Here is a 25,300-nt window from a genome sequence, read left to right on the forward strand (position 1 = left end):
AGCTCGCCAGCCCAGTCTCCCTGCACCCGCAACAGTCTGGCCCCACGCGAAAGCACGTGGGGCCAGAACCTGAAAGATCTTCAGCGATCTCCTAGGGCGTGCCCGCCCCGGCGGGGCGGGTCCAAGGCCCCGGGCCCCGGCGGGGCGGCGTGAGGGGAGCGTGAGGGATGTCCCGCCCGCGTGGTCACCCGGTTCGGCGAACCGGTAGCGTGGGCGTGACGTCCAAGGAACTGTGATGCCCCCAAGAACCGACGAGATGTGGTCCGCCGTCAGCGCGCGGTCGTGCACAGGTGAGGAATCGCGTTGAGCCAGCGCCGCTCGTACCCCAACTCGGGTGACTTCAACCTGGACGACCTGTTCCGCCCCGAGCCCGGCCAGACCCAGGGCGGTGCGCCGGGGCAGCCGCAGGGCGTGCCGGGCCAGCCTCAGGGCCACCCGCAGGGGCAGACGGGCGTGCCGCCGGTGGGGCAGCCGTCCGGGCAGCCGGAGTACCTCGGCGAGGGCGGGCACGCGCGGCCGACCCAGGCGATGCCGGCCCAGCCCGCCCCGTGGGCCGGTGCTCCGCAGCCCGGTTACGGCGTCCCGCAGCACGAGCCGGCGCCGGAGACGCAGCACCTCCCGCCGTACCCGGGCGCGGACCCGTACGCGGGCGGCTACCCCACGGGCCAGTCCCAGGCCGGCTACCCGCAGCAGCCCGGCCCGGGCGGCTACCAGGGCTACTCGCAGGCCGGGCAGCCGCAGCCGGCGCCGGCCTACCCCGGTCAGGACTACGGGCAGAACTACGGCCAGGGCTACGGGCCGGGGCAGGGCTACGCCCAGGACCACGGGCAGGGCTTCGACACCACCCAGGCGGGCGCGCAGGCTCCGGCCGCCCGTGGCGGCCGCCCGTCCAACAAGCTGATCATCGGTGGGGTGGTGGCCGGCTTCGCGGTGGCCGGCATCCTGGTCGCCGTCCTGCTGAACGGGGACGACACCACCCCCGCCGCCGACGCCAAGAAGACCCTCCCGGTGGCCGCCACCGGCAGCGCCACCCCCGGCACGGCGAGCGCGAGCAGCTCGGGCACCACCGTCGACCCGGCGGTCAAGGCCCAGGCGCAGCCGCTGTCGGACCTGCTCGGCACCGCGAGCGACAGCCGCTCGGCGGTGGTCGGCGCGGTCGCCGCGGTGCAGAAGTGCGACAAGCTGCCCGAGTCGCAGCAGGCGCTCACCGGCGCGGCCGGCAAGCGGCGCGAACTCCAGACCAAGCTCGGCCAGCTGAAGGCCGACAAGCTGCCCGGCGGCCAGCAACTGGTCGAGCAGCTCAACGCGGCGTGGACCGCCTCCGCCCAGGCCGACGACGAGTACGCGGCCTGGGCCGGGGACTCCCAGGCGCCCGGCGCCTGCGACCCCAAGAAGCTGGACAACCAGCACTACAAGAACGCCGTCCAGGCCAGCGGCACGGCGACCACCGCGAAGAAGCAGGCCTCGACCCTGTGGAACGCGATCGCCACCCAGACCGGCCTGCCCAGCCGTAGCGACGGCGACCTGTAGGACGGACGGGGGAACGGGCCCGCCGGCCCGCCCCTTCGTCGTCCGTCCCCCTGTCGTCCGTGCTGCGCCGCCCGTGCTGCGCCGCCCGTGCTGCGCCGCCCGTCCTGCGCCGTTCCGGCGTCACGCCGGCGGGCGGCCCCCGGTGAGCACCCAGCGGATGTCCACGAAGCCCGGCTGCTGCAGGGTCATCCGGCCGCCCTTGACCACCTGGTAGGTGACCCAGGTGTTCACCAGCCGCGGGGACTCGGTGCTGGGCAGCATGTTGGGGGTGCCCCAGTTCAGCGGCGGGGTGAGGCCGACGTCGATGCCCTCGCCGCTGTCCAGCAGCCCGGTGACGGTCTTCTCGGTGACCTGCCGCCCGGACGCCGCGACCTTCTCGGCGACCAGCCGGAACACCTCGTACGCGACCCAGGTGGTCTGCACACCGGGATCGGAGACGTCGATGCTGTGGCCGCCGGTGGTGTCGGCGCGCACCACCGCGCGCAGCCCGTCCCAGACCTTCGCCGACTCCGGCGGGTACCAGCTGGTGACGTAGGTGCCGGCCAGCGGGCCGGAGTCGCCGCCGGTGGAGTCGACCACCGACTGCTGCACACTGCCGATCACCGAGGCGAACCGGGTGTTCCTCGGGTTCAGCCGACGGTAGGAGTCCAGCAGGTTGCCGGTCGGCTCGGCGGCGAGGGCGCTGGTGACGCAGTTCGCCGGTTCGTCCTTGCCGATCGCCTTGCGGGCCACCGCCGTGTAGTCGGTGGACTGCTCGGGCGCCTTGACGTCGAGCAGCTTGATGCCGGCCGGCTTGAGCGCGTTGGCCAGGTAGCCGAGCAGGTTGTCGCCGGACGGGGTGTCCGGGCGGACCAGCGCGACGGCCTTGCAGCCGGCCTCGACCAGCTGACGGCCGCTGCCGCCGATCAGTGCGGGCATGCCGCCGTCCACCGGGTACGAGAGCGGGCTGCTGAACTCGGGCTGGGAGAGCCCGTAGCCGCCGATCAGGGGGATGCCGGCGCGCTCCAGGACGGGCATGAAGTCGAAGCCGTACTGGCTGTAGGAGCCGATCACGGCGACCGCCTTGGCGTCCACCGCCCGCTGGGCGCAGGCCTTGGCGCCTTCGGAGGTGTTGTGCTCGTTGCAGGTGAGCACCTGCAGCCGGCGGCCGTTCAGTCCGCCCTTGAGGTTGACGTCCCGGCCGATCGCCTCGGCGAGCGCGGTCATGCCGGGCCGGTCGGCGGAGCCGGTGCCGGACGGGGACCAGGTCATCACGGTGAGGTCGCCGCCGTTGGTGGAGGCATCGGCCGGTCCGCCGCACGCGGAGGCCGAGAAGAGGGTGGGGAGCAGGGCCGCGGCGGTGGCGGCCGCGGCGATCGGGCGGCGGCGGCGCCGCGCGAACTGGTGCCGGGGTCGGAGCGGGTCCCTTCGGCTGGTCATCGGTCTTCCCTCTCTGGGGCGCCATCCGGCGCACCGGAGCAAGCCAAGCCCCGGCGCCACACGCCGAGAGGGCCGAAGTGCGAACGGTCGGACAACGGGAGCTGAAATCCGGCGGGGCACGCGTGTAGATCGGGAGTGGAGTACGAACGGACAGGGAACGTACGATCGTTCTCCATGTCCGCCAGCACAGATTCTTCGCATCGGTCTGCCCGAAACACTTCTCGTCCGGGCCACCGCTCCAGCACGATGAACGGCATGCCGCTCAACGACCTGCCCTGGTGGCGCTGGCGAGCCCGACTGCGCTCGGCGCTGCACATGTTGTCCGACCCCGGTTTCCAGCAGGAGACCTGGCTGAACGGCCGGGAGGGGTACGGCGACGTGACCGACGCCGTCTACCGGCTGGTCGAGGACACCTGGCTGGACCACTGGTCGGCCGAGAAGTACGTGGGCACGATCTTCCGCGACTCCGCCGAGGCCGCCCTGGTCGACGTCGCGGTGCTGCGCGTGGTCCAGCTGCTGCACGAGGTCGGCGCGGACGCCCACGCCTCCGCCTACTTCGGCCACCCCGGCTGGCCGGAGGCGGTCCGGGCCGCGCGCGAGGCGCACGTCGCGCTGGCGGTGAACGACGGGGACGACCCGTACGCGGCGCCCAAGTCGCTGGACGTGCTGCGCATCCTCACCCGGGTCTGAGCCCGGGGCCACGGGGCCACGGCGGGGCCGCCGGCCGGGTGCCTGGTCGGGTGCCTGGGCGGGCGCCTGGTCGGGCCGCTGAGCAGTGCCGTCCCGCAGTACGGGCAGCGGGGCGGCGACTGTCCAGGATGTGACACGCTGGACCACCCACGAACGCCACGACCTCAGGACGGGATACCCCCAGTGGACCAGCAGCCGGCCAGCGCCCAGTACGTCCTCACGCTGTCCTGCCCCGACAAGCAGGGCATCGTCCACGCCGTCTCCAGCTACCTCTTCATGACCGGCTGCAACATCATCGACAGCCAGCAGTTCGGCGACGGGGACAGCGGGCTGTTCTTCATGCGGGTGCACTTCTCCGCCGCCGAGCCGGTCACCGCCGACAAGCTGCGGGCCAGCTTCGCGGCGATCGGGGCCTCGTTCGGGATGGACTGGCAGATCCACCCGACCGAGCAGCGGATGCGGATCGTCCTCATGGTCAGCAAGTTCGGGCACTGCCTGAACGACCTGCTCTACCGCACCCGGATCGGCGCCCTGCCGGTGGAGATCGCCGCGGTGGTGTCCAACCACACCGACCTGCGCGACCTGACCGAGAGCTACGGCGTCCCGTTCCACCACATCCCGGTCACCCGGGACACCAAGGCCGACGCCGAGCAGCAGCTGCTGGACCTGGTCGCCAAGGAGGACGTCGAGCTGGTCGTGCTGGCCCGCTACATGCAGGTGCTCTCGGACCAGCTGTGCACCGCGCTGTCCGGCCGGGTGATCAACATCCACCACTCCTTCCTGCCGAGCTTCAAGGGCGCCAAGCCCTACCACCAGGCGCACGCCCGGGGCGTGAAGCTGATCGGCGCCACCGCGCACTACGTCACCGCCGACCTCGACGAGGGCCCGATCATCGAGCAGGAGGTGGCCCGGGTGACCCACGACGTCACCCCGGACCAGCTGGTCGCGCTCGGCCGGGACGTCGAGTGCCAGGCGCTGGCCCGTGCGGTGAAGTGGCACAGCGAGCACCGGGTGCTGCTGAACGGCACCCGCACGGTGGTCTTCGCGTAGCGAGGCCGGGGCGGCAGCGGCCGTTGCGGCGGCTGTGGCCGCTTACGGCCGCGACAGCAGCGGCAGGGCGTGCAGCACCTCGCGGATCGCGGCCCGGTCGCCGTGCTCGCCGACCGGCAGCCGGTCCGGATCGCGGTGCGCGGCGGCCAGGTGGCAGAGTTCCAGGCCGTCCAGCACCATCGAGGCCACCGGCTCGCCGCCGGGCGGCCCCGACTCCGGTCCGTCCAGCGGTATCAGCCACTCGCCGGCCGCCGGGCCGTCGATCACCAGCCGCAGCCGCCGGCCCCGGCCCTGACCCTGGTCCGCCACGGGCGGGAGGGCCGGTGCACCGGCGGGCTCGGGACGGGTGGCGCGGGCGGCCCGCAGCTCGGCCAGTGCCCGCGGGACCATCCGGACCGCCAGGTCCACCATCTGCCGCAGGTGCTGGGGCGCCGGCGGGTCGTACGGGTAGGCGACCGCGCGGGCCACGTCCTCGCCGTGCACGTAGCACTCGAAGGCGCGGTCCACGAAGGCGTCGCGCAGCGGCAGCACGGCGAAGCCGTAGTCGACGGGGGTGTTGCCCTGCGGGGCGAGCGCGGCGGTGCGCACCAGGTCGTGGGTCTGCCGCCGCCACCGCTCCCGCGCCGACTGCGGCGGGAGACCGGCCTGGTCGGCGACCAGCCGGGCGGTGCGCTCGGCGATCCCGGCGTACGGCCCGCCCTGCGGCGGGACCCGGGGCGGGAGCCGGAGCGCCGGCGGCCGCGCGGCCGGCTCCTGCGGCGGCACCCGCCGGGCGGCCGGGGCCGGTGCGGCGCCCGGGCCGGCCGGCACCGGGTCGGGCAGGCCGAGGGCGAGCGCCAGATAGCCGTCCACGGCGGCGAGGTGGCACAGCACCTCGGCCGGGCGCAGCCGCCCGGTGCCGCCGTGCCACGGCAGGTCGGCCACCTCCTGCCACTCCTCCGGGCCGAGGTCGCGCAGCAGCGCGTCGAGCTTGGCCGTCTCCGCGGTGTACGGCATGCCCCAGGCGGGGACGGGCAGTTCGGCCGGGCGGCGGGCCAGGCACCAGTCGAGCACCTGCTGGCGCAGCGAGTTGGGCTGGTCGAGCGGCTCGTCCAGGGAGAGCCAGCCCGCCGCCTCGCGCAGCCGGGCGGCCTCCTCGGCGCACTCCGGGCAGGTGCGCAGGTGCCGTTCCAGCTCGGCGGCGTCATGGCTCGGGCAGGCGCCGAGGGCCCAGGCGCCGAGCAGCGAGCGCAGGGCGTCGTGCCGCTCCTCGGTGGTGGGCTCGCTCCGCTCGCTCATGCGCCCCTGTCCCCGTCGTCCCTGTCGCCCGCGTCGTCCGTGTCTTCCCGGTCGTCCTCGCGGCCGTGCCGTTCGTCGTGGCGGGCGCGCTCCTCGGCCAGTTCGGTGGCCAGCAGTTCCAGGCCGAGCCGCATCCGCTGCTTGGCGGCCTGCTCGCTGATGCCGAGCAGCCGGGCCGTCTCCTGGTAGGTGCGGCCGTCGTAGTACGTCACCGCGATGGTCTCACGCAGGGGTTGGGGCAGGGAGTCCACCACGTACTGCATGCGCGCGGCGGTGGCCACGGCGCGGATCTCCGCCTCGGCCGCGCCCTCGCTGCCGCCCGGTCCGTCAAGTCCGCTGCCCGGGCCGCCCGGTACCCGCTCGGCGGCCCGCCGCGCCCGCAGCCGGTCGACCGCGCGGCGGTGGGTGAGCGCGCCGAGCCAGGAGCGCAGCGAGCCCTGGGCGGGGTCGAAGTCCTCGGGGTGCTCCCAGACGTGGGCGAATATCTCCCGGGTGAGCTGGGCGGCGGCGGCCTGGTCGGCGAGTATCCGCCCGGCCAGTCCGTGCACCATCGGCGCGAGCTGGTCGTAGATCTCGCCGAGCGCGGTCTCCTCGCCGCGGGCGAGGCGGCGTTGGAGCTGCTCGTCCCAGCGCGGCGCGCGGTCGGGGGTGGCCATCGGGAACCACCCTCCTGCCCGGGTTTCGCTGGCGTACCCAACGGTATCTTGCGGCCGGTCGGCGGCGGGAGCATTCCCCGAAGAACGGAACCCGGGCCTGCGGATCGTCGCCCGGGTCGTCAGCCGGGTCCCCATCCGGGTCGTCGCCCGGGTGTCGCCCGGTCCTCGCCCGTACCGGCGGCCCGTGCGCGGGACGGTCCGGGAGGCCGCTGTTCGAAGGCCGTTGGACATATGTCGCACGGGTGGTTCGCGAGTGGCGGGCCGGGTGCGCGGGGCGTCCGGAGGTAGGTTCGCCACTGCGGGACCGGCGGGTCGGCCCGGGCCGGACGAGTGCCGGAACGAGGCTCGCGAGAGTGAACGGGACAGTATGCACTGCGCTGTCCCCCGATCGCTGGAATATGCCCGAAGCGCTTGCCGAGGCCCGTCCGCCCACTCATCCTGAGGCGTAATCGAGTCGCGGCCAGTGCGCGACGGACGAGTCGGCCCGGACGGGACAGGTCGGGTGAGCGCCGGGCGGGAGCCCGGCCGAGGGTCCGGGTGGCACCGGGCGATGTGCGAGGGTTCGCCGGCTGGACGATCCGGCCCGATCGGGACGATGGCCGAACTGCGAGTGCGGGTGGTGGAGCGGTGCAGGTTCTTCAGGTACAGCTGGCGGTGCGGGCGGACCCCGCCGAGGTCGGGCGGGCCCGTCGGTGGGTGCGCTCGCGGCTGCTGAACCACGGGGTGGACCCGGACGCGCCGGTCGCCGAGACGGTGGTGCTGGTGGTCTCCGAGCTGGTGACCAACGCCGTGGTGCACACCGGGTGTCCGGCGGTGCTGCGGCTCTGTCTGCCGGTGGAGGAGGACCAGGCGGGCGGCGAGCCGGCCGGCCCGCTGCGGGTGGAGGTCGCCGACGCGAGCCGGACGGCCCCCGCCCCCCGGCACGCCGGGGCGGACGAGAACGCCACCAACGGGCGCGGCCTGGAGCTGGTCGAGCTGCTCTGCGAGCGCTGGGGCTGGTTCCCGGACGGCTCGGGCAAGCGGGTGTGGTGCGAGATCGGTGCGGACGCCCGGCCGGCGGACCCGCTGGCGGGCGTGGACTGGGCGGCGCTGGCGCAGTAGCGGCAGCGGCAGCCCGGGGCCTGCTCGGTTCGCTGCCGGTCCTGCCGGTCCTGCCGGTCCTGCCGGTGATCGCCGGCGGAGATCACCGGCCGAAAGTTGACGCAACCATTCCGAATTTCGGACTACCCATTGACGTGACGTATCCGACTGATCACGCTTGGGTGCGGCTCTCCGTCAGTGAGGGGACGCCGAGGGGACGCCCGAACGCCGCCGCGGTGCTGTTGTCCAGGGGGACCACGCCAGCAGGGGGGCCGTGGACCGCCGGTCGCGGGCGCTCCTTGGCGAGTGCGGAGGGCGCGGCGCGGGTTCAGGGCCCGTGCGTCGCGATTGGATGGCAGCCGGCCGCGCCGTGCTCGGGGTGCACGCGGCTGGCTGCCATCCGACCCGCCGTCATCCGGCGGCGCTTTTCGGCCACTCGGCCGAGAGCCGCCCAGGGCACCCGAAGCCGCCCGGGGTCACTCGGGGACGGTGCGGAAGGTCCGCCGGTAGGCGCTCGGGGCGACGTCCAGCCGGTCGCGCAGTTGCAGCCGGAGCGAGGCGGCGGTGCCGAAACCGGACTCCCGGGCGACCTGGTCGATGGTCAGGTCGGTGCGCTCCAGCAGTTGCCGGGCCCGCTCGGTGCGCTGCACGGTGAGCCACTTCCCGGGGCTGGCGCCGGTCTCCTCGCGGAAGCGCCGGGTGAAGGTCCGCACGCTCATGCCCGCCCGGTCGGCGAGTTGGCGCAGCGCGAGCGGCTGGTCCAGGTGTTCCAGTGCCCACGCGCGGACGGCGGCGGTGCCGTGGCCGGTGGAGTCCACCGGGCTCGGGGCCTCGACGTACTGCTTCTGGCCGCCCTCGCGCCACGGCGGGACCAGGCAGCTGCGGGCCACCGCGTTGGCCACCGCGCTGCCGTGGTCGCGGCGGACCACGTGCAGGCACAGGTCCACCCCGGCGGCCACCCCGCCGGAGGTGAGGAGGTCGCCGTCGTCGGTGTAGAGCACGTCCGGGTCCAGCCGCACCTTCGGGTACAGCTCGGCGAAGCGCCGGGTGTAGCGCCAGTGGGTGGTGGCCGGGCGGCCGTCCAGCAGTCCGGCGGCGGCCAGCAGGAAGGAGCCGGTGCAGATCGACATCAGCCGGGTGCCGGGCCGGATCCGGCGCAGTGCGGCGGCCAGTTCGGGGGTGAAGGCGGCGTCGACGGTGGCCGTGCTCGCGTCGGCGGAGGCCGGGATCACCACCGTGTCGGCCCGCTCCAGCAGTTCCGGCCCGTGGTCGACGCTGATCCGGAAGTCCGCGCTGGTGGCGACCGGCCGGCCGTCCAGCGTGCAGGTGGCGACTTCGTAGAGCGGCCGTTCGGCCGGGTCCTTGGCGCCGCCGAAGATGCGGGCGGGGATGCCGAGTTCGAAGGCGATCACGCCGTCGAGGGCGAGTACCGCGACCAGGTGGGCCATGCCGTTCCCCTTCGGTGGTGCGGCCGCCCGGGCCGGTCGGGCCGGGCGGCTGGTCGGGCCGGGTCGGTTAGGTCGACTGGTTCGGCCGGTTCGATTCGGGCCGGTCCGGCCGGTCCGGGCCAGGGTACGCCGGAACCGTGGCCCGATTCTTGCGAAAGCTGTCATTCAGGCCACTCGTCGCGGCCGCGCCGCTTCGGGACACTCGTCCGCGTGACCGAACGCAACGCCTTCGCCCCCGCTCCCGCGCCCGCCCCCGAAGGACCCGCCCGCCCCGCCCGCCCGGCCCGCTTCCGGGTGCACTACGCCTGGGTGGTGGCCGGTGTCTCGCTGCTGGTCCTGCTCGGCTCGGCCGGCTTCCGGTCCACGCCCAGCCTGATGATGGACGCCCTGCACAACGAGTTCGGCTGGTCGCTCGGGACGATATCCAGCGCCACCTCCGTCAACCTGACCCTCTACGGCCTCACCGCTCCCTTCGCCGCCGCCCTGATGGACCGTTTCGGCGTGCGCCTGGTGGTGGTCTGCGCGCTGCTGACCATCTCGGTCGGCTCCGGGCTCACCATGCTGATGCGCGAGCCCTGGCAACTGGTGCTCTGCTGGGGCGTGCTGGTGGGCCTGGGCAGCGGTTCGATGGCCGGCGCCTTCGCCACCACCATCACCGGCCGCTGGTTCCAGGCACGCCAGGGCCTGGTCACCGGCGTGCTGACCGCCGCCGGGGCAGCGGGAAACCTGGTCTTCCTGCCGGTCGGCGCCTGGCTGGTCGAGCACCACGGCTGGCGCTCGGCGGTGATCGTGGTCTCGCTCGCGGCCAGCGCCGTCGCCGTCCCCGTCCTGCTGCTGATGCGCGAGCGGCCCGCCGACCTCGGCCTGCTCCCGTACGGAGCGACCGAGGAGACCCCGGCGCCCGCCGCCGACGGCCGCGCCCTGACCCGCTCGCTGCGGGTGCTGCGGGACGCCGCCCGGAGCCGGGCGTTCTGGCTGCTGTCCGGTTCCTTCGCGATCTGCGGCGCCACCACCGCCGGCCTGGTCGGCACCCACTTCATCCCGGCCGCCCACGACCACGGCATGCCGGTGACCACCGCGGCCGGCCTGCTCGCCATGATCGGCGTCTTCGACGTGATCGGCACCATCTTCAGCGGCTGGCTCACCGACCGGGTCGACTCCCGGATCCTGCTGGTCACCTACTACGGGCTGCGCGGGATCTCGCTGCTCCTGCTGCCGCAGCTGCTCGCCGGCTCGCTGGAACCGCCGATCCTGGCCTTCGTCATCTTCTACGGCCTGGACTGGGTGGCCACCGTGCCGCCGACCGTGGCGCTGTGCCGCCGGCACTTCGGCGGGGACGCCCCGATCGTCTTCGGCTGGGTGCTGGCCAGCCACCAGATCGGCGCGGCCGTCGTCGCCGGGCTGGCGGGCCTGGCCCGCGACGCGCTCGGGAACTACGACCTCACCTGGTACGGCGCCGGCGCCCTGTGCGTGGTCGCCGTCGGGCTCTGCCTGGCGCTGCGCACCAGCCGGCCGGACCGGCTCGCCCCGGCCCTCTCCTAGAGCGGGCTCCCGGGGCGGGTCGGGGGCCTGTCGGACCCGACGGTTAGGCTCCGCAGCCATGGCGCTCATCTTCACCCTGGACCCGAAGCTCGACCCGGACCTGCGCACCGCCGTCGTCCGGCTGTGGGTCGACGTCACCAACGCCGGCGGCGCGGTCGGCTTCGTGGCGCCGGTGACGGAGGACGAGGTCTGGGACACCGCCGACCACCAGTTCGCCGGGGTCGCGCCGGACGGCCCGGACCGGCTGCTGGTCGCCCACGAGAGTGACACCGGCCGGCTGGTCGGTGTCCTCTTCTTCGAGTCGATGCGCTTCGACCTGATGGAGCACTGGCGGATGCTCAAGCGGGTCATGGTGCACCCCGACTGCCAGGGCCGCGGCTACGGCGTCCGGCTGCTCGCCGAGGCCGAGCGGACAGCCCGGGGGTGGGGCCTGGAGAGCCTGCGGCTGACCGCGCGCGGCGGCCAGGGCCTGGAGCGCTTCTACACCCGCTGCGGCTACCGGGAGGTCGGCCGGGTGCCGGCCGCGGTCCGGGTCGCCCCCGGGGACGACCGCGACGAGATCACCATGTGGCTCGACCTGCGCTGATCCGCAGGACGGCCGGGCGGCGGCGGGCGGGGGACGGGCGCCCCCTTCCCCGCGCCGCCCGTCAGGCATGCTTCACTGGGAGACCGGCCCCCGCCCAGACCAGTGAAAAGGACGTGTCCCGTGAGCAGCACCGGCCAGGAGAAGTCGCACGCCACGCTCCGCTACACCTCCCTGCGGGTCAGCATCTTCCTCGGCTGCCTGCTGGTCGCCCTGCTGCTCGGGCACTTCGAGATCATCCCGGTCAGCGGCCAGGCCGGCGTGATCTTCCTGTTCCTGCTGGCCGCGATCGCGTCCGCGCCGCTCAGCTACGTGCTGCTGAGCCGTCAGCGCGACGACATGTCCGCCCAGATCACCACCAAGGTCTCCGGCCTGCGCAGCCGTACCGCCGAGCGGATCGCCGCGCAGAACGCCGAGGAGGACGCCGCCGACGAGGCGGCCCGGTCGGCCGCCGTCCGGCAGAGCTGACCCCGGCCGGACCCGCAGCCGCAGCCGCCGTGCCAGACTCCACCGCCCCGGACGCCTCCGCTTCCGACCCCGACCCCGCTTCCGCTTCCGCGGCTTCCGAGCCCGGACCGGCCGACCCGCCGCCCGGGTCGTCGGCGTCGCCCGGGTCGGCCGCGCCGCCCGGCTCGGCCGTCGAGGGGGAGGCCGGGACCTGGCCGGCCCCGGTGCGTCGGCCCACCGGCCGGGACGTGGCCAGGCTCGCCGGGGTCTCCCAGGCCACCGTCTCGCTGGTCTTCTCCGGTGCCGAGGCCGGCCGCCGGGTCTCCGACGCCACCCGGGAGCGGGTCCGGGAGGCCGCCCGCAGCCTCGGCTACCGCCCGCAGGCGGCCGGCCGGCAGCTGCGGCTCGGCCGGAGCGGGATGATCCTCCTGGCGGTGCCGAACATCCTCGGCCCGTTCTTCGGCCGGGTGCTGGAGGGCGTCCACGAGGAGGCCGGCCGGCACGGCCTGGCGGTCGTGGTCAGCTCCGGCTGGGGGAGTGCCACCCTCGCCGAGGCCGCCACCACCAGCCGCTTCGACGGCCTGCTGATCTGCTCCCCGGACGACAGCCAGCTCGGCGAGCTGCCCGCCGACACCCCCGCCGTCTTCCTCGACGCCGACCCGGGCACCGACCGGGCCCGGCCGACCGTCGAACTCGACGTGGCGGGCGGGATGCGCGCCGCCGTCGAGCACCTGGCCGGGCTCGGCCACCGCCGGATCGGGCGGCTGCGCTCCACCCACTCCGCGTACACGTTCCGGGTGCGGCAGGCCGCGTTCGAGCAGGTCGCCGCCGAACTCGACCTGGAGGTCGTGGAGTTGGGCGTGAGCCTGAACGAGGGCCAGCCGGCCGCGCGGAGCGTGGCGCACCGCCTGCTGGAGCGCCCGGACCGCCCGCGCGCGGTGATCTGCGACGACGACGTGGTCGCCTCCGGGGTGTACCAGGCCGCCGCCGAGCTGGGGCTGAGGGTGCCGGCCGACCTGTCGGTGGTCGGCATGGACAACGTCGCGGTGGCCGCGCTGCTGGCCCCGCCGCTGACCACCGTCGACCTGCCCGGCGAGGAGCTGGGCCGGGTCGGCGCGGCGGCGCTGGCGGGCCTGCTGCGCGGCGAGCGGGCGGCGCCCGTCCCGCCGCTGGCCACCTCGCTGGTGCTGCGCTCCTCCACCGCGCCGGCGGTCGGCGGGCCGGGGCGGGGCGCGCAGCCGTAGGCAGGAGAAGGGGAGAACGAAAGACCGCGCCCGCCGGCCAGACCCCGGTGGGCGCGGTCGTCTGTGGGGGGCCTCAGCCCACCGGCACCGGCCGCACCGACGGTGCCGGCGGCACCGGGTGGAACCAGCGGCGGGCGCCGAACAGCAGCAGGGCGCCGAGCGCGATCCCGCCCGCCGCGCACAGCGCCACCGGCCGCAGCGAGTCCTCGGCCAGGTTGCCGGACACCGCGTAGCCGAGCGAGTTGCCCGTCGCGAACAGCGTCACCAGCCAGGCGAACGCCTCGGTGACCGTCCCGGTCGGCGCCAGCTCGGCGACCAGCACGAACGCCGCGGCCAGCAGCGGCGCCAGCCCGATCCCGGAGAGGAAGGCCAGCGCGGCCATCGGGTACGGCCCGGGCAGCAGCACCAGCGGCAGGTAGGACGCGGCCATCGCGAGCGCCATGACCCAGGTGCGGGTGGCCGTGCTGCTGCGCCACTTCACCGCGCCGTAGGCGAGCGCGCCGAGCAGGCCGCCGAGCGCCGCCAGCGCCAGCAGCGTGCCCGCGCCGCCGGGCAGGGCGTCGGCGTGGTGCTCGGCGTAGGCGATGAACAGCACGTTCTGCGCGCCGACCGCCCAGCCGGCCCCGGCCAGTCCGACCAGCAGCAGCACCAGGCCGGGGGGGCGCAGCGGTCCGAGCAGTCCGGCGGAGTGTGCGCGGGCCGGGGCGCGCCAGGCCCGGGCCGGGGCGGTGGTGGCCACGATCAGCGCGCCGGCCAGCCCCAGTCCGGCGGCCATCCAGAGCGCGGCGACTGGGCTGAACAGGCCGGCGATCCCGGCGACGGCCAGCGGGCCGGCCACGTAAAGGATCTGCTGGGAGGCGGAGTCGAAGGCGTAGGCGGTGTCGAGCTGCTCCTCCTCCACCACGTCCGGCCAGAGCGAGCGCAGGCAGGGTTCGAGCGGGGGCATGGCGAGCCCGGCGATCGCGGCGCCGAGCGGGGCGGCGATCCCGGAGCCGGGGGCGAGGGCGAGCAGTGCGTACCCGCCGCCGGCGAGCACGGCGGAGGCGAGCAGGACGCGGGGCTGCCCGGTGCGGTCCACGATCCGCCCGAGCACCGGCCCGCCGACGGCGGCGGAGATCGCGTAGGCGGCGGTGGCCAGTCCGATCCGCCCGTACGGCGCGCCGGCCTCGCGCAGGGCGAGGGCGATCACCAGGGCGGTCATGCCGGCGGGCAGTCGGCCGAGCAGGGTGCCGAGGAGCAGGCGGCTGACATGGGGGGCGCGGAGCAGGGCGAGGTAGCCCATCGGGCGTCTTCTCCGGTCTGGGCAGGCGGGGGCGGGGACGCCGTCAAAGTTATACGTATAACTGCTCAGCGGTCAATCGGGCCGGTGAGGGTGATCTGATGGTGCGTCAGCTTCGTTCGTGTCCGGATCTCACCCCAACCTCAAACAACTACTTTGAAGATCTCAAACCTTTCCTGCTAGTGTGTCGGCCATGACCACCTCAGACGCATCGCGGAAGCACGGCCAGGGCTCGCTGCCCGGCGCCGCCCGCCCGTGCGCTCTGACCGGTGCTGTGGACAGCCCGCGCCGTTGTCGCGCCATGAGCTGTATCCCGGCGGCACGCCCCTGACCGGGGGCCGGGACATCCCCGCCCGGCCCGCGCGCCGTGCCGCCTCCTCCGCCACACCCCCACCGTCGAAGCAACGCCCTCCCCCGGAGCCGCACCGTCATGTCCACAGCGCCCGAGGCGACCCCGTCGCCGTCCGTGCTCGCGAGAATCCGCAAGACCCCGTTCTGGGTCCAGATCGTCGGCGGCCTGCTGCTCGGCGTCGGCCTGGGCTACCTGGCCCGCGCCGCCGACATCTCCTGGCTGGCCACCACCCTGGAGACCATCGGCAAGATCTTCGTCCAGCTGCTCAAGCTGGCCGTCCCGCCGCTGGTGTTCACCGCGATCGTGGTGAGCGTCGCCAACCTGCGCAACGTCACCAACGCGGCCCGCCTGGCCACCCGCACGCTGCTCTGGTTCATGATCACCTCGCTGATCGCGGTGGCCGTCGGCCTGGGCCTGGGCCTGCTGACCAACCCCGGCCAGGGCACCAACCTCAAGACCGACGGCCTCAAGGCGCTCGACTCCAAGGGCTCCTGGATCGACTTCCTGACCGGGATCTTCCCGACCAACATCGTCGACGCCTTCGCCAAGGTGAACGTGCTGCAGATCGTCTTCATGGCGGTCGTGGTCGGCGCGGCGATCATCAAGCTCGGCAGCAAGGCCGAGCCGGTCCTCAAGCTCAGCGAGTCCGTCCTGGAGCTGACCCAGACCGCCCTGTGGTGGGTCATCCGGCTCTCCCCGCTCGGCACCCTCGGCCTGATCGGCAAGTCCGTCGCCAAGTACGGCTGGGACCTGCTCAAGCCCTTCGCCACGCTGACCCTCGACATCTACGTCGGCTGCGCGCTGGTGCTCTTCGTCGTCTACTCGCTGCTGCTGAAGTTCGCCGCCGGCCTGAACCCGGTCAACTTCTTCAAGGGCGCCTGGCCCGCCATCCAGCTGGCCTTCGTCTCGCGCTCCTCGGTCGGCACCCTGCCGGTCACCCGCCGCGTCACCGAGCGCCTCGGCGTTCCCAGCGAGTACGCGTCCTTCTCCGTGCCGTTCGGCGCCACCACCAAGATGGACGGCTGCGCCTCGATCTACCCGGCGATCGCCGCGATCTTCGTCGCCCAGGTCTACAACATCGACCTCGGCATCCGGGACTACCTGCTGATCGCCTTCGTCTCGGTCGTCGGCTCGGCCGCCACCGCGGGCCTCACCGGCGCGATCATCATGCTGACGCTCACCCTCTCCACCCTGGGCCTGCCCCTGGAGGGCGTCGGCCTGCTGCTCGCCATCGACCCGATCCTCGACATGATGCGCACCGCGACCAACGTCGCGGGCCAGGTGCTGGTGCCGGTCCTGGTGGCCTCGCGGGAGAAGATCCTCGACGTCGCCGCCTACAACCGCCCCTCCGGCGACCTGTACGAGGACGCGCCGTCGGCCGTCGTCCCGGCGCAGGCGGACAAGGCGGCCCCGGTGGCCGCCTGATCCCGGCCGGCTCGGCGACAAGGGCCCGCCTCCGCACCGTTCCCCGGTGCGGGGGCGGGCCCTTGTGCGTGCCGTGGGGGGCGCGGGCGCAGGTGCTGCTTCCCGGGGCGTGCGGCGGGGAGAAGACCGGGAGAAAGGCCGGGGGAAGGCGAGGGGAGAAGACCGGGGGAAAAGGCAGGGGGCCCGCCGGTCGGGCGGGCCCCCTTGGGTGTTGCTCTTGTGCTCATGGTGACGGCTGTCGGGAGCCGTCGACGGACCCGCTGGGGTCCCGAGCGATCAGAACATCAGAGGATGTCAGATGGGGGTGACGTTCTCCGCCTGCGGGCCCTTCGGGCCCTGGGTGACGTCAAAGTTCACCGCCTGGTTCTCCTCCAGCGAGCGGAAGCCGCTCGCGTTGATGGCGGAGTAGTGGACGAAGACGTCGGGGCCGCCGCCCTCCTGGGCGATGAAGCCGAAGCCCTTCTCAGCGTTGAACCACTTGACGGTTCCCGTGGCCATGCCGTTCTCCTTGCGAGGGACGTGTCGGGGCCACACCGTGTGGCACCCGGTCCGCTGCGCTGATCGCCCTGCCTCCGGACGAGTCCGAAGTTTTTCGATATTGCTGAAAAACTACAAAAAGCCCGCGGTTACATGCTCCGCAGGCTTCAAGTACTGCAAGGGGAATCAAACTGCAACTGAGGGCAACGCTAGCATGCGGTCGCTGTGACGACCAGGGGTGAACTGCGGCCCCCACGGCGCGTGTCGTAGGGCCCCGCAGGGGCGTCCCGCAGGCCTCGCGAGCGCGTGTCGGGTGCCCGGTGCAAGCCTCTGTGAACAGCGGGCATACGCTGCGGGAAAGCGCACGAACAGTACAAGGGAGCGGCGCAGTGGCAGCACCGGACGGACAATCGCGGGAGCCCCAGGAACACACCCCGGTCAGGCCTCGCGTCGGCCACATCCAGTTCCTGAACTGCGTCCCCCTCTACTGGGGCCTCGCCAGGACCGGCAACCTGCTGGACCTCGACCTCACCAAGGACACCCCGGAGAAGCTGAGCGACCAGCTCGTCGACGGCTCGCTGGACATCGGTCCGATCACCTGCGTGGAGTACCTGCGCAACGCCGACGACCTGCTGGTGCTGCCCGACATCGCGGTCGGCAGCGACGGCCCGGTGATGTCCTGCCTCATCGTCAGCAAGGTGCCGCTCGCCGACCTGGACGGCCGCCGCGTCGCCCTCGGCTCCACCAGCCGCACCTCCGTCCGGCTCGCCCGGCTGCTGCTGGAGGAGCGCGAGGGCGTCCGCCCCGACTACTTCAGCTGCCCGCCCGACCTCAGCTCGATGCTCGCCGAGGCCGACGCCGCCGTCCTGATCGGCGACCCGGCGCTGCGCGCCTACCTCGGCCAGGCCGCCGACCTCGGACTGACCGTCCACGACCTCGGCGAGATGTGGAAGGAGTGGACCGGCCTGCCGTTCGTCTTCGCCGTCTGGGCCGTGCGCCGCGAGTTCGCCGAGCGCCGTCCGGACCTGACCGCGGCCGTGCACCGGGCCTTCCTGGAGTCCCGCGACCTCTCACTGGTCGAGGCCGCCAAGGTCGCCGAACAGGCCGCCCGCTGGGAGGCCTTCGGCGCGGACGTGCTGGAGCGGTACTTCAGCGAGGCCCTCGACTTCTCGCTCGGCGAGCGGCAGCTGGCCGGCGTCGCCGAGTTCGCCCGCCGGGTCGCGCACGACAGCGGCTTCGCGTCGGACGTCGCGGTGCGGCTGCTGGAGCCGGCGGCGCTGCCGGTCGGCTGAGCGCGGCGGGGCAGCTCCGGTGCTCCGGGGCCGACGGGCAGCGGGCTGACGCGGACGCCCGAAAGGCCTGGCGTAGGCTGGTTCGGCCGTACCCGGACGCCCGCCGTCCGGGGGGCGGCAGCGCCGAGAACTGCAGTATCCGAGAGAGAGAAGGCGGCCAGGTGACCGAGCTCGCAGCGACCACCCTCGATGCGCCCAGCACCGATTTGCAGGCCGTGCTCGACCGCGCCGCCGGCGGTGGCCGGATCACCCCGGAGGAGGCGCTGGAGCTGTACCGCTCGGCGCCGCTGCACGCGCTCGGCTCCGCCGCCGACGCGGTGCGCCGCCGCCGCTACGCCGGTACCGAGCACATCGCGACGTACATCATCGAGCGCAACATCAACTACACCAACGTCTGCGTGACGGCGTGCAAGTTCTGCGCCTTCTACGTGCCGCCGAAGAGTGACAAGGGCTGGTCCCGCGAGCTCGACGAGATCCTGCGCCGCTGCGCCGAGACCGTCGAACTGGGCGGCACCCAGATCATGTTCCAGGGCGGCCACCACCCGGACTACGGCGTGGAGTACTACGAGCGCGCGTTCTCGGCCATCAAGGCCGACTTCCCGCAGCTGGTGATCCACTCCCTGGGCGCCTCCGAGGTCGACCACATGGCCCGGATCTCGGGCGTCTCGATCGAGGAGGCCATCACCCGGATCCACCGGGCCGGCCTGGACTCCTTCGCCGGCGCCGGGGCCGAGCTGCTGCCCGCGCGGCCGCGCAAGGCGATCGCCCCGCTCAAGGAGTCCGGCGAGCGCTGGCTGGAGATCATGGAGGCCGCGCACGGCCTCGGCGTGGAGTCCACCTCCACCATGCTGATGGGCACCGGCGAGACCAACGCCGAGCGGATCGAGCACCTGCGGATGATCCGCGACGTGCAGGACCGCACCGGCGGTTTCCGGGCCTTCATCCCCTACACCTACCAGCCGCAGAACAACCACCTGAAGGGCTCGACGCAGGCCACCGTCTTCGAGTACCTGCGGATGATCGCGATCGCCCGCCTGTTCCTCGACAACATCGCCCACATCCAGGGCTCCTGGCTCACCACCGGCAAGGAGGCCGGCCAGCTGTCGCTGCACTACGGTGCGGACGACCTCGGCTCGGTCATGCTGGAGGAGAACGTCGTCTCGGCGGCCGGTGCCAAGCACCGCTCCAACCTCACCGAGCTGATCCACCTCATCCGGGCCGCCGACCGCGTCCCGGCGCAGCGCGCGACCACGTACGAGCACCTGCGGGTGCTGGACGACCCGGCCAACGACCCGGTGGACCCGCGGGTCGCCTCGCACATCGCCTCCACGGCGATCGAGGGCGGCACCGCGCACCCCGAGCTGAAGATCCTGGACAACTGAGGCCCGGGGCACCGCCGTGCTGACCCTGCACCGGGCGGCCCTGGTGCTGCCCGACCCGGCCGACCCCACCGCCCCGTCCCTCCCGGACGGGGCGGTGCTGGTGCGCGGCGACCGCGTCGAGGCCGTCGGACCGTACCGGGAACTGGCCGCCGCGCACCCGGGGGCGCGACTGCGGGACTGGGGCGCCGCGGTGCTCACGCCGGGGCTGCGCAACCCGTACGGGCACCGGCTGCTGGAACACGCCTACCACCCGGACCCGCGCGAGGAGATCGGCGTCGAGCCGGTCGCGGACGGGCTGACGGGCTCCGCCGACGAGGGGCGCTGCGGCGCGAGCGCCCGGCGCGGGCTGCAGCGGATGCTCGGGTTCGGCGTGACGGCGGTGGCCGGGCCGTTCGAGCGGGCCGCGGTGCGCACGGCCGTGGCGCGCTCCGGGCTGGTCGCGCTGCCGGGCGCCCCAGGCGCGACGGACCCGGGGGACGGCCCGCTGGACCCGCTGGCGGTGCTGCCGCTCGCGGCGGCCGTGCACGGCCGGGTGGCGGCGGGCGGCCGGGCCGACTTCGCGGTGTTCCCGGCCGTTGGGGAGGGCTTCGCCCAGCCATCGCCGGGCGGTTGCCTGGCCGCCGTGCTGGGCGGGCGGTTGGTGTACCGGCGGCGCTGAACGGGGCAGGGAACCGGGCGACGTACTCGCCGGTAGTCGGACTTCCTTGCGGCGCACGGCACTTCCTTCGTGTGCCGCCGAACTCCATTGTCCACCCTGCGGGGTGATTCCCCCTTCGCCGTGACCTGAGGGCCCGCCAGCGGATACGATCCCGGACAGCTCACTCCATACCCTCACCACCTACCGCCCGTGCCCGCGGGTGGCGGGGCCGTGTCCCAGGCCCCGAAGGCAAGCCAGGACAGGAACCATGCGATCCGCGACCGTCCCCCCGCCGCGATCCCCGCGGTTGGGCCGTGGTTGGTACCTCGCCGCCGTGCTCAGCGCCGTGCTGGCCGTCGGCATGTGCCTGCTCGGCTGGCGCCAGGCCGACCAGGCCGACCGGATCGGCGCCCACCCCGTGAGAGTCGAAGGCGTCGTCACCCAGCTCCCCACCGGCGGCGGCTCCTACAGCGCCGTCAGCTACCGGGCGTCCGGCCAGTCGCACACCGCGGCCGCGCTGCCGCTCGCCGACGGCGCCAAGGTCGGCGACCCGATCTGCCTGGAGCACGCCGCCGACGACCCGGGCGCGGTGCGGATCTGCGGCGACACCTACCCGCAGCCGGTCGGCGTCGGCCTGGCCCGGTTCAGCGTGCCGGTCGCGGTCGGGATGTTCGTGATCTGCGTGCTGCGCATCCGGCGGCACCGGCGGGCGCTCGCGGTCCGCGCCGGGCAGGGCCGGCTGGCCACCACCGTCGCACTGGCGGCCGGGGCGCTGGCCGACGGGATGCCCGCGATAACCCACGGCAAGCGCTCCCGGCGCCGGCGGCGCGCGGGTGGGCGGCGCGCGCAGCACTGACGGGGCCCGTGCGGCGGGTGCGGACGCCCCGCGGCGTGCCCCGTTGGTCGGGGTGTCGGCGCCAGGGTGAACAATGGGGGCGTGACCCGAGCCTCTCTGGACAAGCAGCCGCACGAAGTCGCCGCCATGTTCGACGACGTCGCGGCCAAGTACGACCGCACCAACGACGTGCTGTCCCTCGGCCAGGCCCGCGCCTGGCGCCGGGCGGTGGCCGAGGCGGTGGCCGCCGGACCGGGGGACCTCGTGCTCGACCTCGGAGCCGGCACCGGCACCTCCTCGCTGCCCTTCGCCGAGGCCGGCGCGCAGGTCGTCCCGTGCGACTTCTCCGTCGGCATGCTCGTCGAGGGCAAGCGCCGCCACCCCGAGCTGCCGCTCACCGCGGGCGACGCCACCCGGCTGCCGTTCGCGGACGGCACCTTCGACTCGGTGACGATCTCCTTCGCGCTGCGCAACGTCCAGGACACCGACGCGGCGCTGCGCGAGATGCAGCGCGTCACCAAGCCCGGCGGCAAGCTGGTGATCTGCGAGTTCTCCACCCCGACCTGGACGCCGTTCCGGACGGTCTACACCGAGTACCTGATGCGCGCCCTGCCGCCGGTCGCCACCGCGGTCAGCAGCAACCCGGACGCGTACGTGTACCTCGCCGAGTCCATCCGCTCCTGGCCCGACCAGCCTGAGCTGGCGGCCCGGCTGCAGGAGAGCGGCTGGTCCAAGGTCGCCTGGCGCAACCTCACCGGCGGCATCGTCGCCCTGCACCGGGCGTACAAGCTCGGGTAGCCGTCGCACCGGCGAGGTGGGGGCGTGGTCGTTTCCGGCGGCGGGGACGGAACTAGACTGCCGGAGACAGAAGCCGCCGTCCCCACAGCCGCAGCTCCAGGAGAGTGTCCACCGTGTCCGAGACCGCAGCCGACCTGACGAAGCCGGACAGCCCGGTCGAGAGCACGGCCGACGTCATCGTGGTCGGCGCGGGCCCGGCCGGGTCCACCACCGCGTACTACCTCGCCCAGGCCGGGCTGGACGTGCTGCTGCTGGAGAAGACCGCGTTCCCGCGCGAGAAGGTCTGCGGCGACGGCCTCACCCCCCGCGCCACCAAGCAGCTGGTGGACATGGGCATCGACGTCTCCACCGAGAACGGCTGGCTGCACAACAAGGGCCTGCGCATCATCGGCGGCGGCGTCCGGCTGGAGCTGGACTGGCCCGAGCTGTCCGCCTTCCCCGACTACGGCCTGGTCCGCAAGCGCGCCGACTTCGACGAGCTGCTGGTCCGTCAGGCCGAGAAGGCCGGCGCCCGGCTCTACGAGCGCTGCAACGTCAGCGGGCCCGTCCTGGACGAGCGCACCGGCCGGATCGTCGGCGTCACCGCCAAGCTCGGCGACGAGAAGCGGCCGGTCACCTTCCGCGCCCCGCTGGTGGTCGCCGCCGACGGCAACTCCACCCGGCTCTCGCTCGCCATGGGCCTGCACCGCCGCGAGGACCGCCCGATGGGCGTCGCCTACCGGACGTACTTCACCTCGCCGCGCCACGACGACGACTACCTGGAGTCCTGGCTGGAGCTGTGGGACACCCGTGGCGGCCAGCGCAAGCAGCTGCCCGGGTACGGCTGGGTCTTCGGCATGGGCGACGGCACCTCCAACGTCGGCCTCGGCATCCTCAACTCCTCGCCCGCGTTCGGCGAACTCGACTGGCGCGAGGTGCTCAAGGCCTGGTGCGCCGGCATGCCGGAGGAGTGGGGCTACACCCCCGAGAACATGACCGACCCGATCCGCGGCGCCGCGCTGCCGATGGCCTTCAACCGGCAGCCGCACTACACCCGCGGCCTGCTGCTCGTCGGCGACGCGGGCGGCATGGTCAACCCGTTCAACGGCGAGGGCATCGCCTACGCGATGGAATCCGGCCAGATCGCCGCCGGCGTCATCGTCCAGGCCCACGCCCGGGTCACCGAGACCGGGCGCGAGCGCGCTCTGCAGGGCTACCCGCGCGTCCTCAAGGACGTCTACGGCGGCTACTACACGATGGGCCGCGCCTTCGTGAAGCTCATCGGCAACCCCAAGGTGATGCAGCTCGCCACCCAGCGCGGTCTCACCCACCCGATGCTGATGCGCTTCACCCTCAAGATGCTCGCCAACCTCACCGACCCGCAGGGCGGCGACGCGATGGACCGCATCATCAACGGCCTCGCGAAGGTCGCGCCCAACGCGTAGCGGGCCCGGGGGGTGAGGGGCGGGCTCCCGGTCAGCGGGTGCTGATCTTCACGTGGCGGATGTTCACGGGGAGGGTGGGGAAGCCGTCGCCGGGGTTGTTCTGGTCGTCCTCGCCGCCCGCGGCGATCTTCTGCAGGACGTCCAGGCCCGTCGTGATCCGGCCGAACGGGGTGTAGGCGGGGGAGAGCTTGGTGTCCTTCCAGACGAAGAAGAACTGGCTGCCGTTGGTGTTCGGACCGGCGTTGGCCATCGCCACGGTGCCGGCCGGGTAGGTGGCGCCGGTCAGGTTCTCGTCCGGGAAGGAGTAGCCGGGCCCGCCGCTGCCCGTTCCGGTCGGGTCGCCGCACTGCAGGACGTAGAGCCGCTGGGTGGTGAGGCGGTGGCAGTGGCTGCGGTCGAAGTAATCGTGCTCGGCGAGGAAGCGGAACGAGAAGGTGGTGCAGGGCGCCTTGTCGGTCAGCGCCTGGAAGGTGATCGCGCCCTGGCTGGTGCGCAGGGTGGCGCGGTAGGGCTGGGCGGCCTTCTTGGCATCGAAGACCGGGATGCCCTTGAAGTTGTCGGCCGGCACCGCGGGCGTGTAGGCGCAGGCGGGCGCGGGCGGCGGGGTGTCCGCGACGGCGGTGCCGGTGCTCGCCGTGAGCGGGAGGACGGTGGCGACGGCGAGCAGGGCCCAGGGTGCGCGCTTCACGGGACGGGCCTTCCGGAGGGTGGTGGACGGCGGGGTTGGCATGGCGACATCATCCACGCCGGGGCGGGGATCCGGTAGGGGTCGGTAGGGATCGGTGGGGTTCGGGGCCCGCCGGGCGGACGGAGGGTCAGGAGTCCTCCGAGGGGCGGGGGTCGGCCTCGGGGGCGGAGGCGAACAGCCCGGCGCGGGCGGCCAGCGCGGCGGCGTCGGCGGCCCGCTCGGCGGTGTGGGCGTCCAGCGGCTCGCCGGTGACGAACAGCCGGTAGTAGAGCGGGGCGGTGGCGGCCCGGACCACCTCGGCGCCGTCCGTTCCGGTGGGCAACTCCCCTCGGGCGACGGCTCGTTCGGCGACCTCGGCGGCCTGGCGGTGGCGGGAGGCGAAGAAGGTGCGCAGGGCGGTCGCGCCGGTGTCGGAGCGCTGGGCGGCGGAGATCAGCGCGGTGGGGGTGGCCCCCAGGTCGGGATCGGTGAAGACGGTGAACACCTCCCGGGTGATCAGCCGCAGGTCCGCGCGGAGGTCGCCGGTGTCGGGCAGCGGCCAGGGCTGGTCGGCCGAGGCGGTCAGGGCGTCCGCGACCAGGCCGTCCACTCCGCCCCACCGCCGGTAGAGCGTCGCCTTGTGGACGCCGGAGCGACTCGCGACGGCCTCGACGGTGAGGCCGTCGTACCCCTTCTCGGTGACCTCGGCGAGCGTGGCGGCGACCACCTCCTCCCGGACCCGGGTGCTGCGGCCGCCGGGGCGCGGGGTCGGGGTGCGGGGCGCGCGGTGGTCCGTCCCGGGGGTGCTCTCGTTCACGGTCGACTCCAGTCGCGTCAGGGCTTGCCGTGGCGTGGCGGTCTCGCCGCGCTCATCGTAAGGCGACTCCTGTCGCGTTACGGGTGGAGTCCCGCCGACCGTCGAGCCCGGGGCCGCCGGCTCCGGGGGCCGTTTCGCACGCTTGTGAACGAAGGGTCAAGCGAGCGTTCGGACCCCCGCCACCCCTCAGGGTGAGCCGCTATAACACGTCAACATGACGCCTCGAAATTTGCTCCGGTCGACGCATAGTTGATATAGGAGCGCGGCTCTGACCAGCCGCTTCACAAGTAAATGCGACCGGTTGTGACCATTTGACTTCTTTGCGTCGACAACTCCGGGCGTGTTCACGTTCGGCACGATTCCCATCGTGGCGTAGATCACAAAGATGACGTTGAACTGCGTGTCGCAGATCACAAGCCGACGGGCATAGGATGCGCTCGTTCCAGGCTTTGTGAACTGCCTCACATGGGGCGGATTCCGGGAACCGGAACGCGGGTTCACCTCAGCGTGACCTGCCGGTTCCGATCTGCAGTCAAGGACGACTGGACGGAGGGAGCGGGGGCTATGAATGCCTACGCGCCGATCCTCGTACTCGGTGCCATCGCGGCGGCGTTCGCGGTCGGCTCCGTCGTGATGGCCTCACTCACCGGCCCCAAGCGGTACAACCGGGCCAAGTTGGAGGCGTACGAGTGCGGCATCGAGCCGACCCCGCAGCCCGTGGGCGGCGGTCGGTTCCCGATCAAGTACTACCTGACGGCGATGCTCTTCATCGTCTTCGACATCGAGATCGTCTTTCTCTACCCCTGGGCGGTGACGTTCGACGCCCTGGGGATCTTCGGGTTGGTCGAGATGCTCCTGTTCATCGCCACGGTCTTCGTCGCCTACGCCTACGTGTGGCGCCGCGGCGGCCTGGAGTGGGACTGAGCGCGGGGTGGCCGCCGCCTTTGT

General features: G+C 73.5%; 24 protein-coding genes. 16 read left to right on the forward strand and 8 right to left on the reverse strand.

The features are described 5' to 3' along the window. Nucleotides 1–303: 303 nt before the first annotated feature. The gene (locus ACIQVZ_RS18980; protein ID WP_350877582.1) at nucleotides 304–1,530 is read left to right on the forward strand and encodes a hypothetical protein; all 1,227 of its coding nucleotides are present in this window, start codon (nucleotides 304–306) and stop codon (nucleotides 1,528–1,530) included. Between the two features lie 120 nt (nucleotides 1,531–1,650). Here ACIQVZ_RS18980 and ACIQVZ_RS18985 read toward each other — a convergent pair whose 3' ends face one another. Beyond that, nucleotides 1,651–2,949, reverse strand: a complete 1,299-nt coding sequence (locus ACIQVZ_RS18985; RefSeq protein WP_402451294.1) for an ABC transporter substrate-binding protein — start codon at nucleotides 2,947–2,949, stop codon at nucleotides 1,651–1,653. Nucleotides 2,950–3,123: 174 nt separating this feature from the next. On the opposite strand from ACIQVZ_RS18985, the gene ACIQVZ_RS18990 reads away from it, so the two are divergent. Both ACIQVZ_RS18990 and purU read left to right on the forward strand, forming a co-directional pair. Continuing rightward, complete coding sequence (locus ACIQVZ_RS18990; protein ID WP_402451296.1) at nucleotides 3,124–3,639, forward strand: hypothetical protein; 516 nt, start codon at nucleotides 3,124–3,126, stop codon at nucleotides 3,637–3,639. A gap of 183 nt (nucleotides 3,640–3,822) precedes the next feature. Then, the gene (gene purU / locus ACIQVZ_RS18995) at nucleotides 3,823–4,689 is read left to right on the forward strand and encodes a formyltetrahydrofolate deformylase (protein ID WP_371517487.1); all 867 of its coding nucleotides are present in this window, start codon (nucleotides 3,823–3,825) and stop codon (nucleotides 4,687–4,689) included. A gap of 42 nt (nucleotides 4,690–4,731) precedes the next feature. On the opposite strand, the gene ACIQVZ_RS19000 is transcribed toward purU, so the two are convergent. Together ACIQVZ_RS19000 and ACIQVZ_RS19005 are read right to left on the reverse strand one after the other, a co-directional pair. Next, complete coding sequence (locus ACIQVZ_RS19000; protein WP_402451298.1) at nucleotides 4,732–5,967, reverse strand: zf-HC2 domain-containing protein; 1,236 nt, start codon at nucleotides 5,965–5,967, stop codon at nucleotides 4,732–4,734. Then, nucleotides 5,964–6,623: an RNA polymerase sigma factor gene (locus tag ACIQVZ_RS19005; RefSeq protein WP_402451300.1), complete on the reverse strand. Its 660-nt coding sequence runs from the start codon at nucleotides 6,621–6,623 to the stop codon at nucleotides 5,964–5,966. Before ACIQVZ_RS19005 ends, ACIQVZ_RS19000 begins: the two co-directional genes overlap by 4 nt. Nucleotides 6,624–7,250: 627 nt before the next feature. Here ACIQVZ_RS19005 and ACIQVZ_RS19010 point away from each other — a divergent pair. Then, complete coding sequence (locus ACIQVZ_RS19010) at nucleotides 7,251–7,724, forward strand: ATP-binding protein (RefSeq protein WP_350877591.1); 474 nt, start codon at nucleotides 7,251–7,253, stop codon at nucleotides 7,722–7,724. Nucleotides 7,725–8,179: 455 nt separating this feature from the next. Here ACIQVZ_RS19010 and ACIQVZ_RS19015 read toward each other — a convergent pair whose 3' ends face one another. After that, nucleotides 8,180–9,151 (reverse strand): GlxA family transcriptional regulator, encoded by a 972-nt coding sequence (locus ACIQVZ_RS19015; RefSeq protein ID WP_402451304.1) that lies wholly within the window; start codon nucleotides 9,149–9,151, stop codon nucleotides 8,180–8,182. 210 nt (nucleotides 9,152–9,361) lie between these two features. On the opposite strand from ACIQVZ_RS19015, the gene ACIQVZ_RS19020 reads away from it, so the two are divergent. From ACIQVZ_RS19020 to ACIQVZ_RS19035, 4 genes are all read left to right on the forward strand, one after another. Beyond that, on the forward strand, nucleotides 9,362–10,693 hold the full coding sequence (locus ACIQVZ_RS19020) for an MFS transporter (protein ID WP_402451306.1): 1,332 nt from the start codon (nucleotides 9,362–9,364) through the stop codon (nucleotides 10,691–10,693). A gap of 58 nt (nucleotides 10,694–10,751) precedes the next feature. Next, nucleotides 10,752–11,279 (forward strand): GNAT family N-acetyltransferase, encoded by a 528-nt coding sequence (locus tag ACIQVZ_RS19025; RefSeq protein WP_402451308.1) that lies wholly within the window; start codon nucleotides 10,752–10,754, stop codon nucleotides 11,277–11,279. Nucleotides 11,280–11,399: 120 nt separating this feature from the next. Beyond that, on the forward strand, nucleotides 11,400–11,744 hold the full coding sequence (locus ACIQVZ_RS19030; protein ID WP_402451311.1) for a DUF4229 domain-containing protein: 345 nt from the start codon (nucleotides 11,400–11,402) through the stop codon (nucleotides 11,742–11,744). Nucleotides 11,745–11,971: 227 nt separating this feature from the next. Beyond that, nucleotides 11,972–12,967 carry a LacI family DNA-binding transcriptional regulator gene (locus tag ACIQVZ_RS19035; RefSeq protein ID WP_402451313.1) on the forward strand — a complete coding sequence of 332 codons (996 nt, stop codon included), beginning with the start codon at nucleotides 11,972–11,974 and terminating at the stop codon, nucleotides 12,965–12,967. Nucleotides 12,968–13,040: 73 nt separating this feature from the next. On the opposite strand, the gene ACIQVZ_RS19040 is transcribed toward ACIQVZ_RS19035, so the two are convergent. Next, nucleotides 13,041–14,249 carry an MFS transporter gene (locus tag ACIQVZ_RS19040; protein WP_402451316.1) on the reverse strand — a complete coding sequence of 403 codons (1,209 nt, stop codon included), beginning with the start codon at nucleotides 14,247–14,249 and terminating at the stop codon, nucleotides 13,041–13,043. Nucleotides 14,250–14,676: 427 nt separating this feature from the next. On the opposite strand from ACIQVZ_RS19040, the gene ACIQVZ_RS19045 reads away from it, so the two are divergent. Continuing rightward, nucleotides 14,677–16,023, forward strand: a complete 1,347-nt coding sequence (locus ACIQVZ_RS19045) for a dicarboxylate/amino acid:cation symporter (protein ID WP_063348158.1) — start codon at nucleotides 14,677–14,679, stop codon at nucleotides 16,021–16,023. A gap of 294 nt (nucleotides 16,024–16,317) precedes the next feature. Here ACIQVZ_RS19045 and ACIQVZ_RS19050 read toward each other — a convergent pair whose 3' ends face one another. Beyond that, nucleotides 16,318–16,521 (reverse strand): cold-shock protein, encoded by a 204-nt coding sequence (locus ACIQVZ_RS19050; protein WP_052580872.1) that lies wholly within the window; start codon nucleotides 16,519–16,521, stop codon nucleotides 16,318–16,320. Nucleotides 16,522–16,889: 368 nt separating this feature from the next. On the opposite strand from ACIQVZ_RS19050, the gene ACIQVZ_RS19055 reads away from it, so the two are divergent. The 6 genes from ACIQVZ_RS19055 to ACIQVZ_RS19080 all read left to right on the forward strand — a co-directional run bounded on the left by ACIQVZ_RS19055 (nucleotide 16,890) and on the right by ACIQVZ_RS19080 (nucleotide 22,868). Next, complete coding sequence (locus tag ACIQVZ_RS19055) at nucleotides 16,890–17,792, forward strand: menaquinone biosynthesis protein (RefSeq protein WP_350877597.1); 903 nt, start codon at nucleotides 16,890–16,892, stop codon at nucleotides 17,790–17,792. Between the two features lie 161 nt (nucleotides 17,793–17,953). Beyond that, nucleotides 17,954–19,174: a cyclic dehypoxanthinyl futalosine synthase gene (gene mqnC / locus ACIQVZ_RS19060; RefSeq protein ID WP_063348156.1), complete on the forward strand. Its 1,221-nt coding sequence runs from the start codon at nucleotides 17,954–17,956 to the stop codon at nucleotides 19,172–19,174. 16 nt (nucleotides 19,175–19,190) lie between these two features. Next, a complete protein-coding gene (locus ACIQVZ_RS19065) occupies nucleotides 19,191–19,832 on the forward strand; it encodes an imidazolonepropionase-like domain-containing protein (RefSeq protein WP_402451320.1) in 642 nt (213 codons plus the stop codon). A gap of 247 nt (nucleotides 19,833–20,079) precedes the next feature. Further along, entirely contained in the window at nucleotides 20,080–20,667 is a 588-nt protein-coding gene (locus tag ACIQVZ_RS19070; protein WP_350877600.1) for a hypothetical protein, read from the forward strand. Between the two features lie 81 nt (nucleotides 20,668–20,748). Then, complete coding sequence (locus ACIQVZ_RS19075; RefSeq protein WP_063348153.1) at nucleotides 20,749–21,444, forward strand: demethylmenaquinone methyltransferase; 696 nt, start codon at nucleotides 20,749–20,751, stop codon at nucleotides 21,442–21,444. Between the two features lie 134 nt (nucleotides 21,445–21,578). Further along, complete coding sequence (locus ACIQVZ_RS19080; RefSeq protein WP_350877772.1) at nucleotides 21,579–22,868, forward strand: geranylgeranyl reductase family protein; 1,290 nt, start codon at nucleotides 21,579–21,581, stop codon at nucleotides 22,866–22,868. Between the two features lie 31 nt (nucleotides 22,869–22,899). On the opposite strand, the gene ACIQVZ_RS19085 is transcribed toward ACIQVZ_RS19080, so the two are convergent. Together ACIQVZ_RS19085 and ACIQVZ_RS19090 are read right to left on the reverse strand one after the other, a co-directional pair. Further along, a complete protein-coding gene (locus tag ACIQVZ_RS19085; RefSeq protein WP_402451322.1) occupies nucleotides 22,900–23,598 on the reverse strand; it encodes a peptidylprolyl isomerase in 699 nt (232 codons plus the stop codon). 85 nt (nucleotides 23,599–23,683) lie between these two features. Beyond that, nucleotides 23,684–24,352 carry a TetR/AcrR family transcriptional regulator gene (locus ACIQVZ_RS19090; RefSeq protein WP_402451324.1) on the reverse strand — a complete coding sequence of 223 codons (669 nt, stop codon included), beginning with the start codon at nucleotides 24,350–24,352 and terminating at the stop codon, nucleotides 23,684–23,686. Nucleotides 24,353–24,916: 564 nt separating this feature from the next. Between ACIQVZ_RS19090 and ACIQVZ_RS19095 the strand changes: the two genes are divergently transcribed. Next, complete coding sequence (locus ACIQVZ_RS19095; protein ID WP_030060100.1) at nucleotides 24,917–25,276, forward strand: NADH-quinone oxidoreductase subunit A; 360 nt, start codon at nucleotides 24,917–24,919, stop codon at nucleotides 25,274–25,276. The last annotated feature ends 24 nt before the right edge of the window (nucleotides 25,277–25,300 follow it).

Origin of the sequence: Kitasatospora sp. NPDC098663 (assembly GCF_044760075.1) — a bacterium.
Lineage (GTDB): Bacteria > Actinomycetota > Actinomycetes > Streptomycetales > Streptomycetaceae > Kitasatospora.

What these genes read in the sequence shown, in the direction of transcription:
- ACIQVZ_RS18990 (WP_402451296.1), top strand. Translation starts at nt 3,124, where the DNA reads ATGTCCGCCAGCACAGATTCTTCGCATCGGTCTGCCCGAAACACTTCT.
- ACIQVZ_RS19070 (WP_350877600.1), top strand. Translation starts at nt 20,080, where the DNA reads ATGCGATCCGCGACCGTCCCCCCGCCGCGATCCCCGCGGTTGGGCCGT.
- ACIQVZ_RS19005 (WP_402451300.1), bottom strand. Translation starts at nt 6,623, where the DNA reads ATGGCCACCCCCGACCGCGCGCCGCGCTGGGACGAGCAGCTCCAACGC.
- ACIQVZ_RS19000 (WP_402451298.1), bottom strand. Translation starts at nt 5,967, where the DNA reads ATGAGCGAGCGGAGCGAGCCCACCACCGAGGAGCGGCACGACGCCCTG.
- ACIQVZ_RS19085 (WP_402451322.1), bottom strand. Translation starts at nt 23,598, where the DNA reads ATGCCAACCCCGCCGTCCACCACCCTCCGGAAGGCCCGTCCCGTGAAG.
- ACIQVZ_RS19025 (WP_402451308.1), top strand. Translation starts at nt 10,752, where the DNA reads ATGGCGCTCATCTTCACCCTGGACCCGAAGCTCGACCCGGACCTGCGC.
- ACIQVZ_RS19040 (WP_402451316.1), bottom strand. Translation starts at nt 14,249, where the DNA reads ATGGGCTACCTCGCCCTGCTCCGCGCCCCCCATGTCAGCCGCCTGCTC.
- ACIQVZ_RS18985 (WP_402451294.1), bottom strand. Translation starts at nt 2,949, where the DNA reads ATGACCAGCCGAAGGGACCCGCTCCGACCCCGGCACCAGTTCGCGCGG.
- ACIQVZ_RS19050 (WP_052580872.1), bottom strand. Translation starts at nt 16,521, where the DNA reads ATGGCCACGGGAACCGTCAAGTGGTTCAACGCTGAGAAGGGCTTCGGC.
- ACIQVZ_RS19095 (WP_030060100.1), top strand. Translation starts at nt 24,917, where the DNA reads ATGAATGCCTACGCGCCGATCCTCGTACTCGGTGCCATCGCGGCGGCG.
- ACIQVZ_RS19045 (WP_063348158.1), top strand. Translation starts at nt 14,677, where the DNA reads ATGTCCACAGCGCCCGAGGCGACCCCGTCGCCGTCCGTGCTCGCGAGA.
- ACIQVZ_RS19015 (WP_402451304.1), bottom strand. Translation starts at nt 9,151, where the DNA reads ATGGCCCACCTGGTCGCGGTACTCGCCCTCGACGGCGTGATCGCCTTC.